Source organism: Paenibacillus anseongensis (genome assembly GCF_009757995.1).
GTDB lineage: Bacteria > Bacillota > Bacilli > Paenibacillales > NBRC-103111 > Paenibacillus_E > Paenibacillus_E chondroitinus.
This window is the reverse complement of sequence record NZ_WSEM01000016.1, coordinates 619387-634592: the sequence shown is the minus strand read 5'-3', so window position 1 is coordinate 634592 and position 15206 is coordinate 619387. Positions and strand designations below refer to the sequence as shown.

7 protein-coding genes are annotated in these 15206 nt (G+C 47.9%); all 7 read left to right on the top strand.

The genetic code is table 11. The features are described from left to right. The first annotated feature begins 425 nt into the window (after positions 1–425). A complete protein-coding gene (locus GON05_RS19120; protein WP_157320973.1) occupies positions 426–5357 on the top strand; it encodes a chondroitinase-B domain-containing protein in 4932 nt (1643 codons plus the stop codon). 120 nt (positions 5358–5477) lie between these two features. Continuing rightward, the gene (locus GON05_RS19115; RefSeq protein WP_157320971.1) at positions 5478–6605 is read left to right on the top strand and encodes an alginate lyase family protein; all 1128 of its coding nucleotides are present in this window, start codon (positions 5478–5480) and stop codon (positions 6603–6605) included. Positions 6606–6690: 85 nt separating this feature from the next. Continuing rightward, positions 6691–9015 carry a helix-turn-helix domain-containing protein gene (locus tag GON05_RS19110; protein WP_157320968.1) on the top strand — a complete coding sequence of 775 codons (2325 nt, stop codon included), beginning with the start codon at positions 6691–6693 and terminating at the stop codon, positions 9013–9015. Between the two features lie 202 nt (positions 9016–9217). Next, positions 9218–10858, top strand: a complete 1641-nt coding sequence (locus tag GON05_RS19105; RefSeq protein WP_157320966.1) for an extracellular solute-binding protein — start codon at positions 9218–9220, stop codon at positions 10856–10858. Between the two features lie 115 nt (positions 10859–10973). Then, positions 10974–11906 (top strand): ABC transporter permease, encoded by a 933-nt coding sequence (locus GON05_RS19100; RefSeq protein ID WP_246239323.1) that lies wholly within the window; start codon positions 10974–10976, stop codon positions 11904–11906. Positions 11907–11925: 19 nt separating this feature from the next. Continuing rightward, positions 11926–12804, top strand: a complete 879-nt coding sequence (locus tag GON05_RS19095; protein ID WP_181646146.1) for a carbohydrate ABC transporter permease — start codon at positions 11926–11928, stop codon at positions 12802–12804. Positions 12805–12819: 15 nt separating this feature from the next. Further along, a complete protein-coding gene (locus GON05_RS19090; RefSeq protein ID WP_309491754.1) occupies positions 12820–15063 on the top strand; it encodes a glycosyl hydrolase family 95 catalytic domain-containing protein in 2244 nt (747 codons plus the stop codon). Positions 15064–15206: the final 143 nt, after the last annotated feature.

Here is a 15206-nt window from a genome sequence, read left to right as displayed (position 1 = left end):
GTATCGCCTCCAAAACAGGCTTTGCATGAGGCTGTGCCAATCTGGCAATCGGTTATTGCCATCGATACCAACTCCTTATACTTGCGATAACATCTATTATAAGAAAATCACGACGGTATTTCAAAGGAAAGTCTATGTATAATTAATAATTACATGAAACAGGATGAAGGAGCTGCCGCGTGCAGCTCTTTTTTTTTTGAATATGGAGAAAACCCTTCGAATCCTAGTGAAATCAGGCAGATCCTACAAATTAATGGTTCATTTCCGATATTGATCAGTGGTATTCGAGATTTTGACGATGAGTTTAGGTTTTGATGATTTATTGTTTGTAAGGGTTTACATATGATGTGTGTATTGGCTTTCACGCTAGTCAGCATCCATATTGATGTCTGAGAGTTTCATGATGATGAAGGGGTGATGTAAGTTTGAACAAGGTATTCAAAGTTTCTTGGAAGCGAAAGATCAGCTTGATGCTCGCAGCAGCTTTAGTTCTCACAAGTCTGCCCGCGGGTTTCTCCAAGGCCGATGCCTTAGGTGAGACGACAGGGACACCTGGCGGTGTCGATGCCAACTTGCTGAAATTGTGGCTGAAAGCGGATCCGTCGAGCATGACGCTAAACGGAAATGGTGAAGTGACGAAATGGAAGGATAGCAGTCCGCAAGGGAACGATTTCATCAACGACGGGACAGTCGGGGACAAGAGTCCGCGCACGAAACCAAAGTACGTGGCATCCAATCCCTCATTAAATTTCCAACCGTCGGTCCAATTTATTCGTTCAGGCAACGGAAGTCTTCTTTTGGATAAAGACGGGTTGTTTGCTCAGAATGAGACCGTTGTAGGAGCAAGTGCTTATTTGGTTACCGGCGGAATCACATTATCCAATCAGACCTCGCAAATTTTCTATGAAACGTTACAAGGTACAGGAAGGTTTGGTGCATATATCCCTTTCTTCTCAGGCACCTCACAAATCCTGTGGGATTCGGGTGCAGTCACATCTGGTAATCCACGACTTACAACGGCTTATTCAGTTCCGCCTCTTTCGTACAACAGCTGGGGCTTTCAGTATGAATCGCGTCCATCCGTTTCAAATAACGTCTATCAAGCCATATCATTAGATGGACAAACGATTGCAACATCGTCTCAGGCTCGACTTGCGATGGTTGGGAACGGAAGCAATCCAATGTCTCTCGGTTCTGCTGTCACGGGGGGCTCCGGCTATGATGGACAAGTTGCTGAGATGATCGTTTTTGGCGATTCGTTAACCAGCATCCAGCAAGCTCAAGTGCAGACGTACATGGCCCTCAAATTCGGGACGCCACTGAGAGGGAAGGATTATGTCTCGGCCGGCTTGTCGCATCAGGTTGTATGGCCTACAGCGGCCAATGCGGCTTTTGGCCATAACATCGCAGGGATTGTTCGAGACCAGCAAGGCGCATTGGCCCAAGAGACAAGTCGAAGCAGTGAAGGACCGGCGGCATCTCAGGTCATCGTTAGTGCGAAAGGAGCTTTAGCGGATAAGCAGTATCTTCTCTGGGGTGACAACGGAAGTACCGCACCGTCGGTTCCTTACGGTACGGGCTTCAAACAGTCGGCGCGGACGTGGAAAGTCCAGAATACCGGCAATGTCGGGACGGTGCAAGTCGCTTTCCCTGAGGCCATGCTCCCGTTAGGCGGATTGCTGCTAACGAGTACAAGCGGTGATTTTAATGACGCGGTACCGCATCCCTTGACTCCAGTGGAACTGCACGGAGGAATCTACTATGCAGTGGATGCGGATCTGGCAGATGGATCCTACTTCACTTTTGCCGAGAAAATGCCGGAAATCCAGCTCTCTAGCCTGGATGTATGGGCAGGCGGCCAAAAGTTAGGGATGAACCCGGCATTTTCACCATCGAAGATGGGCGGGTATGAGGTCATTGTTCCACAGGATGCAAGTCCTGTTCGGTTTGAGATGCAAGCTGGCGTAGGTGTTTCGACGACGGCGACGGTGACGAATAACGATGGCATGAATCAGCCGGTGAGTGACTTAGCCAATGTGCCGCTAGCACCCGGCGTGAATAAAATCAATATTCGTTTATCAAGTGGAGATGCAACGAATACTTATACGCTTCAGGCATATAGGTTATCGGCCAAAGGAACAAATGGTCAAATACCGCTGAACGCAAGTACGGTTACCGCCAGTTCCTATCAGCCGAACACAACGAATATTTCCGCGAATGTGGTGGACGGGATATGGGATAATGATGTCCGCTGGTCCGCTTCAGGTCAAGGGGAGTGGCTGCAGTTCGATTTAGGGCAACCGGAGAAGGTCACCTATCTGAATATTGCTTTCTTGAACGCGCTCGACCGTCAAACTCATTTTGAGATTATAGGTTCAAATCAAGCGGATTTTCAGAATCCGACCGTCTTGCTTCCCAAGCGGTCAAGCCGCGTTCTTCAGGTCGGGGATGATATCATTCAGCCTTATGTGCTGAGTAATCCGGCATCCGTCCGTTATTTGCGGTTGGTCGGATATGGCAATACAGCTTCTGGAAGCTCAGGCAATTGGAACAGCATAACGGAAGTTGAGCTATACACAGGTACTGCGCCTGATATAGAAGAGCCTACTATACCAAGCGGGCCCCCGCAGGCAGGTGATAAGCCGGTGGAACCGCTGCCTCCTGTTCAAGTGGTGAAAGTCAGCACTTCGGAAGGCTTGCAGGCTGCGCTGGATCAGGCTGCGAAAGGCATGACGATTGAATTGCAAAACGGTACTTATCAACAAATGGGTCCGTTCGTCGTGAAGGATAAAAAAGGGACTGCTGCGCTTCCGATCCGAATTGTTGCTGCGGAACAGGGCAAGGCTGTTATAGCCGGCGACAGCTACATGCATATTGAAAACTCCGAATACGTCGAAGTTGAGGGGCTCACTTTTCACTCAGGCGGCGGATCGGAGCATGGGGAGGATACACTGAAGAGCAGAGCAGTTCCGGATGAAAGAATCGCCAGTATGAGTGGCGTGCATCCAGGAGTGCAGCTGTTCGATTCCAGTAATATTTCAATATTGCGAAATACATTTGCTTTGGATGAAACAGGTCAGAAATACCGTTTCACGAAGGCTGAGAATAATGTCAGCAAACAAATCTGGTGTGTCATCGGTGTGGAAAATAGCTGCCGTTACGGCGAAAGTTATGATCCTAATGGAGCCGTTTACACAGGCGAAACATCGCATTCGCCGAACTCGGCACTGCTCACAGACAGTGGGACTGACCGGCATTATATTCGGGTTGAAGGGACGAGCAGCCACAACCGTATTGCATATAATGACATCGGACCGAAGACCGGCTTTGGAGCCGTGATTACGTATGATGGCAAGGACGCGGTTTCGCAATATGATGTGATTGAATACAATCACTTTCATGATATCGGTCCGCGAGTGAGCAATGGTTTGGAAGCGATCCGTCTAGGCCTTTCCGGTTTATCTTTGGCCCCCGGACATGTGACGGTTCAATACAATTTGTTCGACGGATTAAACGGGGAAGACGAAATCGTCTCGGTGAAGAGCAGTGATAACACAATTCGTTATAACACTGTCCTTAATTCTTACGGTGGGATGGTTGCCCGACACGGTCATCGCAACAGCTTTTACGGCAATTTTATCATCGGGGATGGCAAAAAAGCAGGTACTAGCGGATTCCGCATTTATGGCAATGACCACAAAATTTATAATAATTACATGGAAGGGCTTACGGACGATGCCGTTCAGCTGGATGGCGGAACGGAAGACGCAGGGCCTGACGGGGGAACAAATCCGATTATTCGTTGGGGCAAGGGTGAGAACGATTTCGCTGAGCTTAGGAGCCTTACGCCGGATAGACAGCAGGAACTGCTGCGCGGGCATTGGAGACAATACAATGTACAAATTTATAACAATTCCTTCGTAAATTTAAGCAGTAAAGCATCGGCGGTAAAAATTGCGCAGCGCACGTTCCAGCCGACGGGAACACAAATTTATAACAATTTAATTTTCAGTAATGCTGGGACTATTTTCAATGAGTCAAAAGATATCACAGACGCAGGCCGGCCGACGTATGTCGCCAATATGGCCGATGGGACTGCTGCCGTGGCAGTGAATGCAACGGTTGTAAACGCAACGTACAAAGGCGATCTGAAGCTAATTCGTAGCAGCGACGGATTAATCCGTATATCACCGCAAAGTCCTGCGATTGATGCGGCAAAAGGTCCGTATATCGCGTCAGACGATATGGACGGCCAAAGACGGCTGCATACTGCTGATGTTGGCAGCGATGAGTACGAACCGGCGAGTGATTTGACGCTTCGGCCGCTTACGGCTGCTGATGTCGGGCCTGCGGCTGGACGCAATCTGCCAGTGGAAGAAGGGACACCAGATTTGAGCAGCTTGCAGATGAGCTTGAATCTAACCTTTGCGCCTGCCTTCCGTCCGGAAGTCACTTTTTATACTGTCATGCTCCCAACGGGAATTAGCAGCTTGAAAGTGACACCAACATCGGCAAGTCAAGCGGCTGAAATTCAAGTGAGTGTTGACGGCGCTGTGCGGCAAACCGTTCGCAGCGGCAGCGAAAGCGAACCGCTAGCCATTGCCGGGGCCGGCAGTGTTGTATTGATCGATGTGTCGTTGCCTACCGGCGTTCATAAAACGTATAGCATCATGGTGCAGCGACCAGCTAGCAGCAGTTCCTCTTCAAGGAACTCTTCATCCGGCAACAGCTCGGCAACAGCACCTGCGCCAACGCCAGCGCCAGCGCCAGTGCCGGTGCCGAATCCGGTGCCTGTAAATCCTTCGCCAACCGCACCGTCGCAGGAATCTTTTGCAGATGTGTCGAAACATTGGGCATCGGATGAAATCTCTCGCGCTGCGGCCAAAGGCATCGTGAACGGTTACGCGGACGGAAGCTTCAAGCCTGACGAGCCGATGACAAGATTACAATTCGCAGCTATGCTGGTGCGAGCTTTAGGTTTGAAGTCGGAACCTTCGAAACGGACATTCACCGATCAAGCGGATATTCCGGCATGGGCGAAGGGAGAACTAGGCGCAGCGCTGGAAGCTGGGATTCTACAAGGATATGAAGACCAGTCTTTGCGTCCCAATGCATCCATTAATCGGACAGAAATGGTTGTTATGCTTGTAAGAGCCTACTCGCCAAAAGAGGATGGGTCACTTTCAACCAAGTTTAGCGACAGTTCTCTGATTCCAGCTTGGGCGTTGCAGGCAGTTTCGCAAGCGGTCTCCTTAGGGCTAATAAACGGTAGGGAGAACCAAACATTCGAGCCGTTTGTTACCGCTACAAGGGCTGAAGCCGTAACAGTCGTCATGCGTATGTTGGATCGGCAGTAGTCTAATAGTTTCTGCAATAAACGGCACATGCTATGCAGCAGATTTGGCCACCCGTAAATTCCGGGGCTGATCTGCTGCATTTAGTGCTTTATATATTCAAATGAAAAGGAGCTAGGGAGCATGAAAGGTATTTACCAAGTAAACAAAGAGAACTGGGGTCAATATTTGGATTTGGAGACGATCCTTCAGGGGGCTGAAGCTGCACTGGCTTCTCCAAGCATACATATCACAGAAGCGAGAGCTCTGCAAAGCCCCGGAAGTGCGCACGATTATTATTCAAATGGAGATTACTGGTGGCCCAATCCAAATACGCCGGATGGGCTGCCTTATGTTCGTCGTGACGGTGAAAGCAATCCGGATAATTTCCATGAACATCGAAATTTGCTTAGACGCATGCGCTCCTTGGTCGCCTGTTTGACTTCCGCTTACCGTATAACGGGGGAGCAGAAATATGCAGCGAAAGCCGTGCAGCTGTTAAACGCATTTTTTATAGACAAGAACACGCGAATGAATCCGCACTTGATTTATGCACAAGCGATTCCTGGTGTCTGCAACGGACGAGGGATCGGGGTCATTGATACACTGCATCTCATTGATGTGGCGGCAGCTGTACATGTGTTGAAAAGTGAAGATACCTCTTTACTGAATAGACAGGTTTTGCAAGAGGTCACCAACTGGTTCGCACAATATCTGCAATGGATGAACGAGCACCCGCAAGGGGTAGAAGAACGAAATGAGCCCAACAACCACGGGATTTGCTGGTTCGTACAGGCTGCTGCTTTTGCAAAGTTAACGGGTCATTCTGGTATGCTGGATTATTGCCGAGAAGCATACAAGAGTCGATTGCTCCCGGAGCAGATGGATCTCGATGGCAGTTTTCCAAGGGAATTGTCTCGTACGAAGCCCTATGCGTATTCTCTGTTCACGTTAGATAATTTTGTCACGCTCACGCATATCCTCGCCACACCGGAAGATAACCTTTGGGAATTCCAGCTTCCTGATGGTCGAGGTGTTCAGAAGGGAATCCATTTTCTACTACCGTATTTGGAAAATAAAGCATTGTGGCCTTACGGGGCTGATGTCGAATATGATGAGGATTGGCCGGTCGCTATGTCTTTCTTCTTATTTGCCGGGCTTGCGAATGGTTCTGAAAGGCTGCTTGCTTTATGGAGAACGCTCGATCAAAACCCACAGCAGGCCGAAGTGAGACGAAATATAGCGATCCGGCAACCGCTGCTTTGGGTATGAGTTGTCATATCGGCAAGACGGTTCCACAAATTTTCGTTATAATAAATGAAAGCAGTTACATCATGGCGATAAGGGGTTAGTGCTAATGAAGTTTAATCGGATCCGGTTCAATAAACGCAGTGTCATCGTTACTTGGCTTACCTCTTATATTTCGGTTCTTCTCGTTCCGATTATTATTAGCGGAATTTTATATGCGGCTTCCTGGCATGTGGTCGAATCGGAGGTGAATCGCGCCAACAATAACGCACTGAAGCAGATGGAATTGGCAATCGACAACAGCCTGGGCGGTATTGAGAGATTGAGTTTGGAAATTTCGCTTAATAAACAAGTGAACGCTTTTATCAATACATCTCAGCCGCTTACGGATAACGATTATTACGATTTAGTCACTATATCCAATGATTTGCGGGTTTATCAGACAGCCAATGAGTTTATTGAACAAATTTATCTGTATTACAAAAATAGCGACACAGTGATCTCCACGCGCAATCGGACAGATAGCCGCCAGCTGTTTCAAATGCTGGATGGACAGACCCTTAAAGGCTATGAGGCGTGGAAGACATATTTGGATAAACGCTACATTCAGGAATATACGCCGGTTACGATAACGGAAGATGATAATGCCTATAAAGCCGTTTTGTTTGCCAAATCCGTTACGTTGGCGAATCGGGATCAGCCCGGAGCTGTGCTCCTGTTTGTCATGAAAGATTCCAAGCTGCTCGCCAATATCCCGCCGTCGGAAGCTACATCGGTAGCGGTGCTCGATAAAGAGAATCGATTAGTTGCTTCCAGCGGTATCGAGCAAAGCCCTGACTTTCTCACTTATGACAAGTTTACAGGGGAAAATGGACTGTTTTACGGGGATGTAGCGGCAAAACAAGTTGCTGTATCGTATACAACCTCGGCCAGGACAGGATGGAAATATATGTCGATGATTCCTGCCGAGCGCTTTGACGATAAGATGAAGTATATGAAAAGGTTGGTCTATGCAAGTATTATACTTAGTCTTCTGCTGGGAGGACTGGTCACGTTCTTGTTCCTGCGTAAAAATTACAATCCGATTCATCACCTCATTCGAAGCTTCTCGATGAAAGCAGGGATTTCGTTTGCGGAGGGGACGAACGAATATGGCTTTTTGCAAGATGCGCTCAATAATACGTTTGCGGAAAAAGAGCAGGTGGATCGCCGGTTGCACCAGCATCGGGACGCCATTCGCTCCCATTTCTTGCAGGGGCTGCTGAAGGGCAACCTGGAGCAGGATATCCCCGTGCATGAATCGCTTTCCGCTCATGATATCCGGCTGGACTCCCCGCATTTTGCCGTGATTTTGTTCCACATCGATCATTTCGGCAAATTTCAGGATGATGTGGCCATTGATCCGCAGAAAGTAAAATTGATGCAATTCATTCTAATGAATGTGGTGGAAGAAGTGATTGGCCTTCAGAACCGGGGCTTCACGACGGAAATTGAGGATATGCAGGCATGTATTTTTAATTTTGGCTCCGAAGAGCCGGATACGTATGAGCTGAACCGAGTTGCTGAATCGGTGAAATTATTCCTGCTTGATCATTTTCATGTACATTTGACGGTGTCAATTAGTTCTATACATGAAGATCTGTTTGGTATTGCCGAAGCGTATCAAGAAGCTTTGTCAGCGATGGCTTATCGACTTGTCAAAGGAAGCGGAGCGATCATTCGTTACGACGAATTACCAAGCTCCGAGGCTGTTCGGCAGGCCGGAACTTATTATTATCCGCTGCACGTGGAGCAGCAATTGATTAATTTTATCAAGACTGGTGATTATGAAAAATCGAGCACAATCATTGAGCAAATTATTGAAACAAATGTGTCCAATTCCGTTTTATCGGTGCCGCTTGGCAAATGTCTGATGTTCGATCTAGCGAGCACGATGCTGAAAACAATGAATGAAATCGGCTCTCAAGGAAATAAAAAGTCCTTCATGGAACAATTCAACCCTGTGGAACGATTATCCGAATGTGAAACCATAAAAGAAATGAAAAGAGAAATTCTTTCGATCCTCGAACAGGTCTGTGAGTCCATTCAAGCCGATCGTAAGCAGGAGTATAGTCCGCTTGGTGATCTGGTTAGCGCTTATGTGAAAGCTAACTACGCCGAAGAGAATTTGAACATTTCAATGATTGGAGAGAAATTTGGCATCACGCCTTCTTATCTATCCAAACAATTTAAAGCTCAAACCGGTGACGCGCTTCTTGATTTCATTAGTCGTACACGTTTGGAGGAGGCCAAAAAGCTGTTAACGGAACAACCGTTATCGATTGTGGAAATTGCACGCAAGGTCGGATATAACGATATCAATACGTTTAACCGGACTTTTAAGAAATTCGAGGGCATCACACCAGGGAAATACAAAGAATTAAAACCATTGTGATCTGTTTTATGGAAGTCGTACAAGCTTGCTTGGGCGGCTTTTCATTTTTTGCATAGCGATTTTGGATTCTGATGATTGCGTTTTACGAATTTTAAAGGGGGATTTGCAGTTTTGACGATATTCAAAAAGGCGGTCTACACTCCATACTTAAGCCATGGTGCTGCAAGACGAGATGCACTATATGATACGAGGGGGATTACCTATGAGGAACCATTCCAAAAGAAAGTCAATTAGCCTCGCGCTAAGCGTTGTAGTAGCTTCCAGCATGTTCGTCGCCTGTTCCAAAGTGAATACGGGGGCGCCAAGTGAAACAGGAACGGCGAAAACGACGGCAACACCGTCAGCCGCAGCAGGCCAATATCCGATCAGCACACAGGATACTTTAACTTCCTGGGAACAGATCGACACGAATCTGGCATCTTTCGTCCCTAACTTGGCTGAATCGCCATTTGGTAAGCGCTTAGAGAGCGAAACAGGGGTTAAGGTGAAGTATACGCACCCGGCAGACGGCCAATCGAAGGACCAATTCAACCTGTTGATCGCTTCGAACAATTTACCGGACGTCATTGAATACAATTGGGGCGGCGGCGGAGCAGCAGCATATCCGGGCGGACCGGAGAAAGCGATCACGGACAAGGTCATTTTACCTCTGAACGATTTGATTGATAAAAATGCTCCCAACTTAAAAAAATTGCTTCAGCAGGATAAAGAGCTGGATAAAATGATCAAGACGGACAATGGCACTTATTACGCATTTCCTATGATTCGGCCAGACAATGGATTGGTATTCAGGGGACCGATGATCCGCAAAGATTGGTTGGATGAGTTGAACCTTCAAGTGCCTACGACAATTGACGAGTGGTATACGGTGCTCAAGGCGTTCAAGGAGAAAAAAGGGGCAACCGCACCATTTTCAGCGCAGTACAGCAATGAATTGAATATTCAAGACGCCTTTATCGGTGCTTACAAAACAGCAAATCGCTTTTATATCGACGATCAGGGCAAAGTGAAATACGGTCCTATAGATCCTCAATTCAAGGATGCGCTGGCTTTGCTGCACAAATGGTATGCCGAAGGATTGCTTGATAAAGATTTTGCGCTTAACACGGACTCCAAGTCGCTGGATACCAAATTGATGAGTGATGCGTCTGGTGCAACGGTCGGCTTATTGAGCGGAGGTATGGGCAGATGGATGGATACCGGTAAGAAGAAAAATCCGAAATTCCAACTCGTTGCCGCTCCATATCCTACGTTGAATAAAGGTGAGCGAGCTTTCATCGGCCAACGTGACTTCAAATATAACCCTGCTGCAAGCAAGGCGGTTTCCGGGGATTCCAAACATGCGGAACTGGCCGTCAAATGGATGGATTACGCCTATAGCCCAAAAGGCAGCATGCTCTTCAACTTCGGTATTGAGGGCGAAAGCTACACGATGGATAATGGCGTTCCTAAGTTTTCTGAAAAAATCACGAAAGATCCGAAATATAATTTGCAACAAATGGTTTCCCAATACTCGAAACCGAACGGTCCATTCCTGGGCGATAGCCGGAAAAGTTTCAATACGTTCAAAGAACAAGATGAAGCGATCAAAATTTGGGAACAAACGGACGCTGTCAAGCACGTGATGCCGCTCTTTTTAACACCGACAGCCGAGGAAAGTAAAGAACTCGCCAAATTAAACACCGCGATTACGAGTTACAAAGAAGAGATGTTCGTCAAATTTGTAATGGGCAAAGAGCCGATCGACAAATTCGATGATTATGTGAAGCGAATCAAAGAAATGGGAATCGACAAGGTTACCCAAATCTATCAAGGCGCTCTGGATCGATACAATAAGAGATAAATAGTCCACGGCAATGCTGGCGGAGGGAGAGACGATACGTTCCGGCCTTCCGCCGAACAGCGCCAAGGATGGAGAGGGTGATGCTATGAACACCATGATTTCCAAAACCAAGCCGATGACAACCCTTGAGGAAAAAAGGAAATTGAACTTCGGCATTTTACTGGATATTCGTAAAAACAAACTACTCTATGTGATGCTGCTTCCTGTTCTGATTTATTATGTTGTGTTCCACTACGCGCCAATGTATGGGGCTATGATCGCATTCAAGGATTTTTCCCCGAGACTGGGCATTTGGGGCAGCGATTGGGTCGGATTCGAGCATTTCCGCGAATTTTTTACGGGTCCTTACTTTTGGAGAACGATCAAGAATACGGTTCTAATCAGTTTCTATCAGTTGCTATTCGGATTCCCGGCTCCGATTGTCTTAGCACTTTTGCTGAATGAATTAAAGCATGCTTTGTTTAAAAGAACTGTGCAAACGATAACGTACATGCCTCATTTTATTTCATTGATTGTCATTTGCGGGATTCTCAAGGATTTCACTTCCAGTGAAGGGGTTATCAACGATATTGTCGCTTTTTTCGGCGGAGAGCGCGTGACCTTCTTGCTTGAACCCAGCTTATTCCGCACGGTGTATGTATCGTCAGGCATCTGGCAAAATATCGGTTGGGGGACGATCATTTTCTTAGCCGCTTTAACCGGGATCGACCAAGAGCAATACGAAGCAGCCAAAATCGATGGCGCAGGACGATGGAAGCAAATGACACATGTCACCTTGCCAGGACTTATGCCGACGATCATTATTCTGCTTATCCTCGATATCGGCCGTATGATGAATGTCGGGTTTGAGAAAATCATTTTGCTGTATAACCCGGGTACGTATGAAACAGCTGACGTGATTTCCTCCTATGTCTATCGTGTTGGTCTGCAAGATTTCAATTACAGTTTCAGTTCAGCGGTGGGCTTGTTTAACTCGGTCATCAATTTTGTCCTGCTCATTTCATCCAACTGGTTAAGCCGCAAATTTAACGATACGAGCTTGTGGTAAAAAGGAGAGAGAGATCATCATGCTGAACAAAGCGAGCTTCTCTGAGAAATGTTTCGATTATATTAATACGGTATTACTCTTCTTGTTGATGGTCCTTACCGTATATCCGCTGCTTTATGTGGCGTTTGCTTCCGTCAGTGACGCCGGAAGCCTGATGGAGCACAAGGGCATTTTATGGCGTCCCATTGGTTTCTCGCTTGATGCGTATACGAATGTCTTCCGCAATCCGATGATCTTAAAAGGTTATGGAAACACCTTGTTTGTCGTACTGATGGGCTTGGCGCTTAATATTACTCTGACTTCATTCGGAGCTTACGCTCTTTCGCGCAAAAGCTTGCAATACCGCAAGCCGCTTATGTTATTCATCATCTTTACCATGTTCTTTAGCGGAGGGTTGATCCCGCTCTACTTGACGGTTAAGGGAGTTGGGCTCGTTGATTCCCTGTGGGCGCTGATCATTCCGCAGGCTATTAATACGTTCAACTTGATTCTGATGAAGACCGCATTCGAAGCCATTCCAGATGCACTGGAGGAGTCGGCCAAAATGGACGGAGCGAACGATTTCGTCATTTTATTCCGAATCGTTTTGCCGCTTTCGATGCCCGTGATTGCCGTGATGCTGCTGTATTACGGTGTAAGTCATTGGAACTCCTGGTTCAATGCGATGATCTTTCTGCAGGAGCGTTCGCTCTACCCGCTGCAATTAGTGCTAAGGGAGATCCTGCTGCAAGGGGAAGCCAATGCGAATACAGGCGCTTCAGACGGGGATGCGGCTATGCTTGCGGCTACGTTAAAGTATGCGACGATTATTGTTGCTACGGTTCCGATTTTGTTCGTTTATCCATTTTTGCAGAAATATTTCGTCAAAGGTGCGCTTATTGGTGCCATCAAGGGATAAAGGAGGAGACTTGGCGTGAAAGAAAGCAAGGGCTCGGCGATTCACATGGAGGTAGATTGGGAACGTTTCATGTCAGCCAACGATATGGAATGGGTAGTAAAGCCGGTTAGCTGGGATGAAGGGGCATTCCTTGGCAACGGCTTACTAGGTACGATGGTTTATGGCGAAGAGCATGCAAGCAAGCGGCATGTGCTCCGCATGGTTACAGGCCGCACGGATGTGACGGCAAATCGGGTGGATAAACCCGGATTTCCGCCTCGTGTTCCGCTCGGCGAATTGGATCTGGAATTGGCAGGAAGAATCTATCATCCGACACATATGCGGGTTAGCTTGTGGAATGCTGAATTACAAGCGACTCTGACGACAACGAGCGGAGAGGTCAAGCTTCGCTCGCTTGTACATAGTCTCTATCCAGTAATAGCTGTAGAGATTGAGACAACTCCCGGAGAAAGCGCCGTCCGATGTGCCTGGTATGCCTATCCGGAAGTTGACCCTGTACTCAAAAATGCAGACGGCGTGAATTTAAATCAATATATACCGGCGACTGAAGTGGAACATACGAAAGTTGCGGACGGAATCCATGTGTGCACCCAACGCTATTCGGGTGAGGATGGCTGCGTGACCGCGTGGAAGGAGGTGCAGGTTTCTCCGAATCGCCGTATCTGCTGGCTTTCCATTGCCAATGGGCACAATGAATCGGCGATTGCTGAAACTGTTGAGGCTGTAGCGCAGGCATCGGCTGCCGATTTTGAAGAATGGGTGCAAGCCCACCGTGATTGGTGGCACCAGTATTATCGCCAAAGCTTTGTTTCATTGCCGGATGGCCGTCTGGAAAGCTTTTATTGGATTCAAATGTACAAATTGGCATCGGCAACCAGACCGGATAAGCCATTGATTGATAATCAAGGGCCATGGCTCACATCCACACCATGGCCAGGTGTCTGGTTCAATATGAACGTGCAGATGAGTTATTCGCCGGTTTATACAGCTAATCGTTTGCAAATGGGAGAGTCGCTAATTCGTACCTTAACTGACAATTGGGATAATTTGATTCTGAATGTACCGGAAGATTGCCGACATGATTCGGCTGGATTAGGGCGCAGCTGCAGCTTTGATTTGAAGGCTCCAGTCGAGGATGAGGTCGGAAACTTGACTTGGATTTGTCATAGTATTTGGCGGCATTACCGATATACCATGGACGAAAAGCTGCTGAGAGAAGTCTTATTCCCGATTTTAAAACGCAGCGTGAACTATTATCGGCATTTGTTAGAGGAGGGGACAGACGGTTTCCTTCATTTGCCTCCGACAATTTCACCGGAATACGGTTCGTTCATGCGCACCACCGTACGGGATTGCCATTATGATCTCTCCTTGCTTCGCTGGGGATGCGAAACATTGCTTCATATTAATCAAAAGATGGCGATAAAGGATCCATTGATCCAGGTTTGGGAGGACATTCTGGAGAAGCTGGTTCCGCTACCCGTCGATGAGACAGGGTATATGGTTGGGCAAGATATGCCGCTTGCTTACGGGCATCGTCATTTCAGCCACTTGCTGGCGATATTTCCGCTGCATCTCATTAGCGGTGAGACGCAAGAGGAGCATGATTTAATCGTAACTTCTTTGCGCCATTGGCTGGGCAAAGAAGGCGATCTGCGGGGATTCAGCATGACGGGGGCAGCTTCAATTTCCGCTGTTCTTGGTTGGGGGGATGAGGCATTGCGATTGCTGCAATCGCTTCTGCTGATCATCAAGCCGAATACGATGTACAAGGAAGCGGGACCGGTGATTGAAACCCCGCTGGCTGGCGCCGAGTCGATACACGATATGCTGCTTCAGAGCTGGGGCGGCAAGCTGCGTGTGCTTCCGGCTGTGCCCGAAGCTTGGACGGAGCTGGCGTTCCACGATTTGCGAGCGGAAGGAGCATTCTTGGTCAGCGCTGTGCGCAAAGAGGGCGCCACCCAGTGGATCCGAGTCAAGAGTTTGGCTGGAGAACCGTGCTTGGTTAAGACGGGTTGGAAGGGGCTTGTGCGCTGGAACATTATCGCGAATGACAACATTGTTCGCGTGTCTGGTGAGTCGTTCATCGATGATGAAATAGCACTGGATTTGCATGCAGGTGAAGAGGTTATTCTCTTCGTTGGCGAAGCAGTACCCGATTTGCGTGTGCAGCCTGTCCAAGGAGTCGACAAGGTATCGAATTATTTTGGGGGACATAAGCCGTGGAGGCTTTACGGATTTCCCTCTGGCCGATTGTGACCGAGCGTTACCATCCGTTAACCGTAGCGGAGGTGGGCCCTTTAATTGCAATTTCTGCGCTGAAAGCAGCGAATAGGGTCATTTCAGTCCGTTAGCGTAAAAAGTCCCGGCGAGGTTTTCCTCGCCGGGATTTTTTTGTCTTC

Coding starts and splice junctions, on each gene's coding strand:
- GON05_RS19110 (WP_157320968.1), top strand. CDS start 6,691: ATGAAGTTTAATCGGATCCGGTTCAATAAACGCAGTGTCATCGTTACT.
- GON05_RS19115 (WP_157320971.1), top strand. CDS start 5,478: ATGAAAGGTATTTACCAAGTAAACAAAGAGAACTGGGGTCAATATTTG.
- GON05_RS19105 (WP_157320966.1), top strand. CDS start 9,218: ATGAGGAACCATTCCAAAAGAAAGTCAATTAGCCTCGCGCTAAGCGTT.
- GON05_RS19095 (WP_181646146.1), top strand. CDS start 11,926: ATGCTGAACAAAGCGAGCTTCTCTGAGAAATGTTTCGATTATATTAAT.
- GON05_RS19100 (WP_246239323.1), top strand. CDS start 10,974: ATGACAACCCTTGAGGAAAAAAGGAAATTGAACTTCGGCATTTTACTG.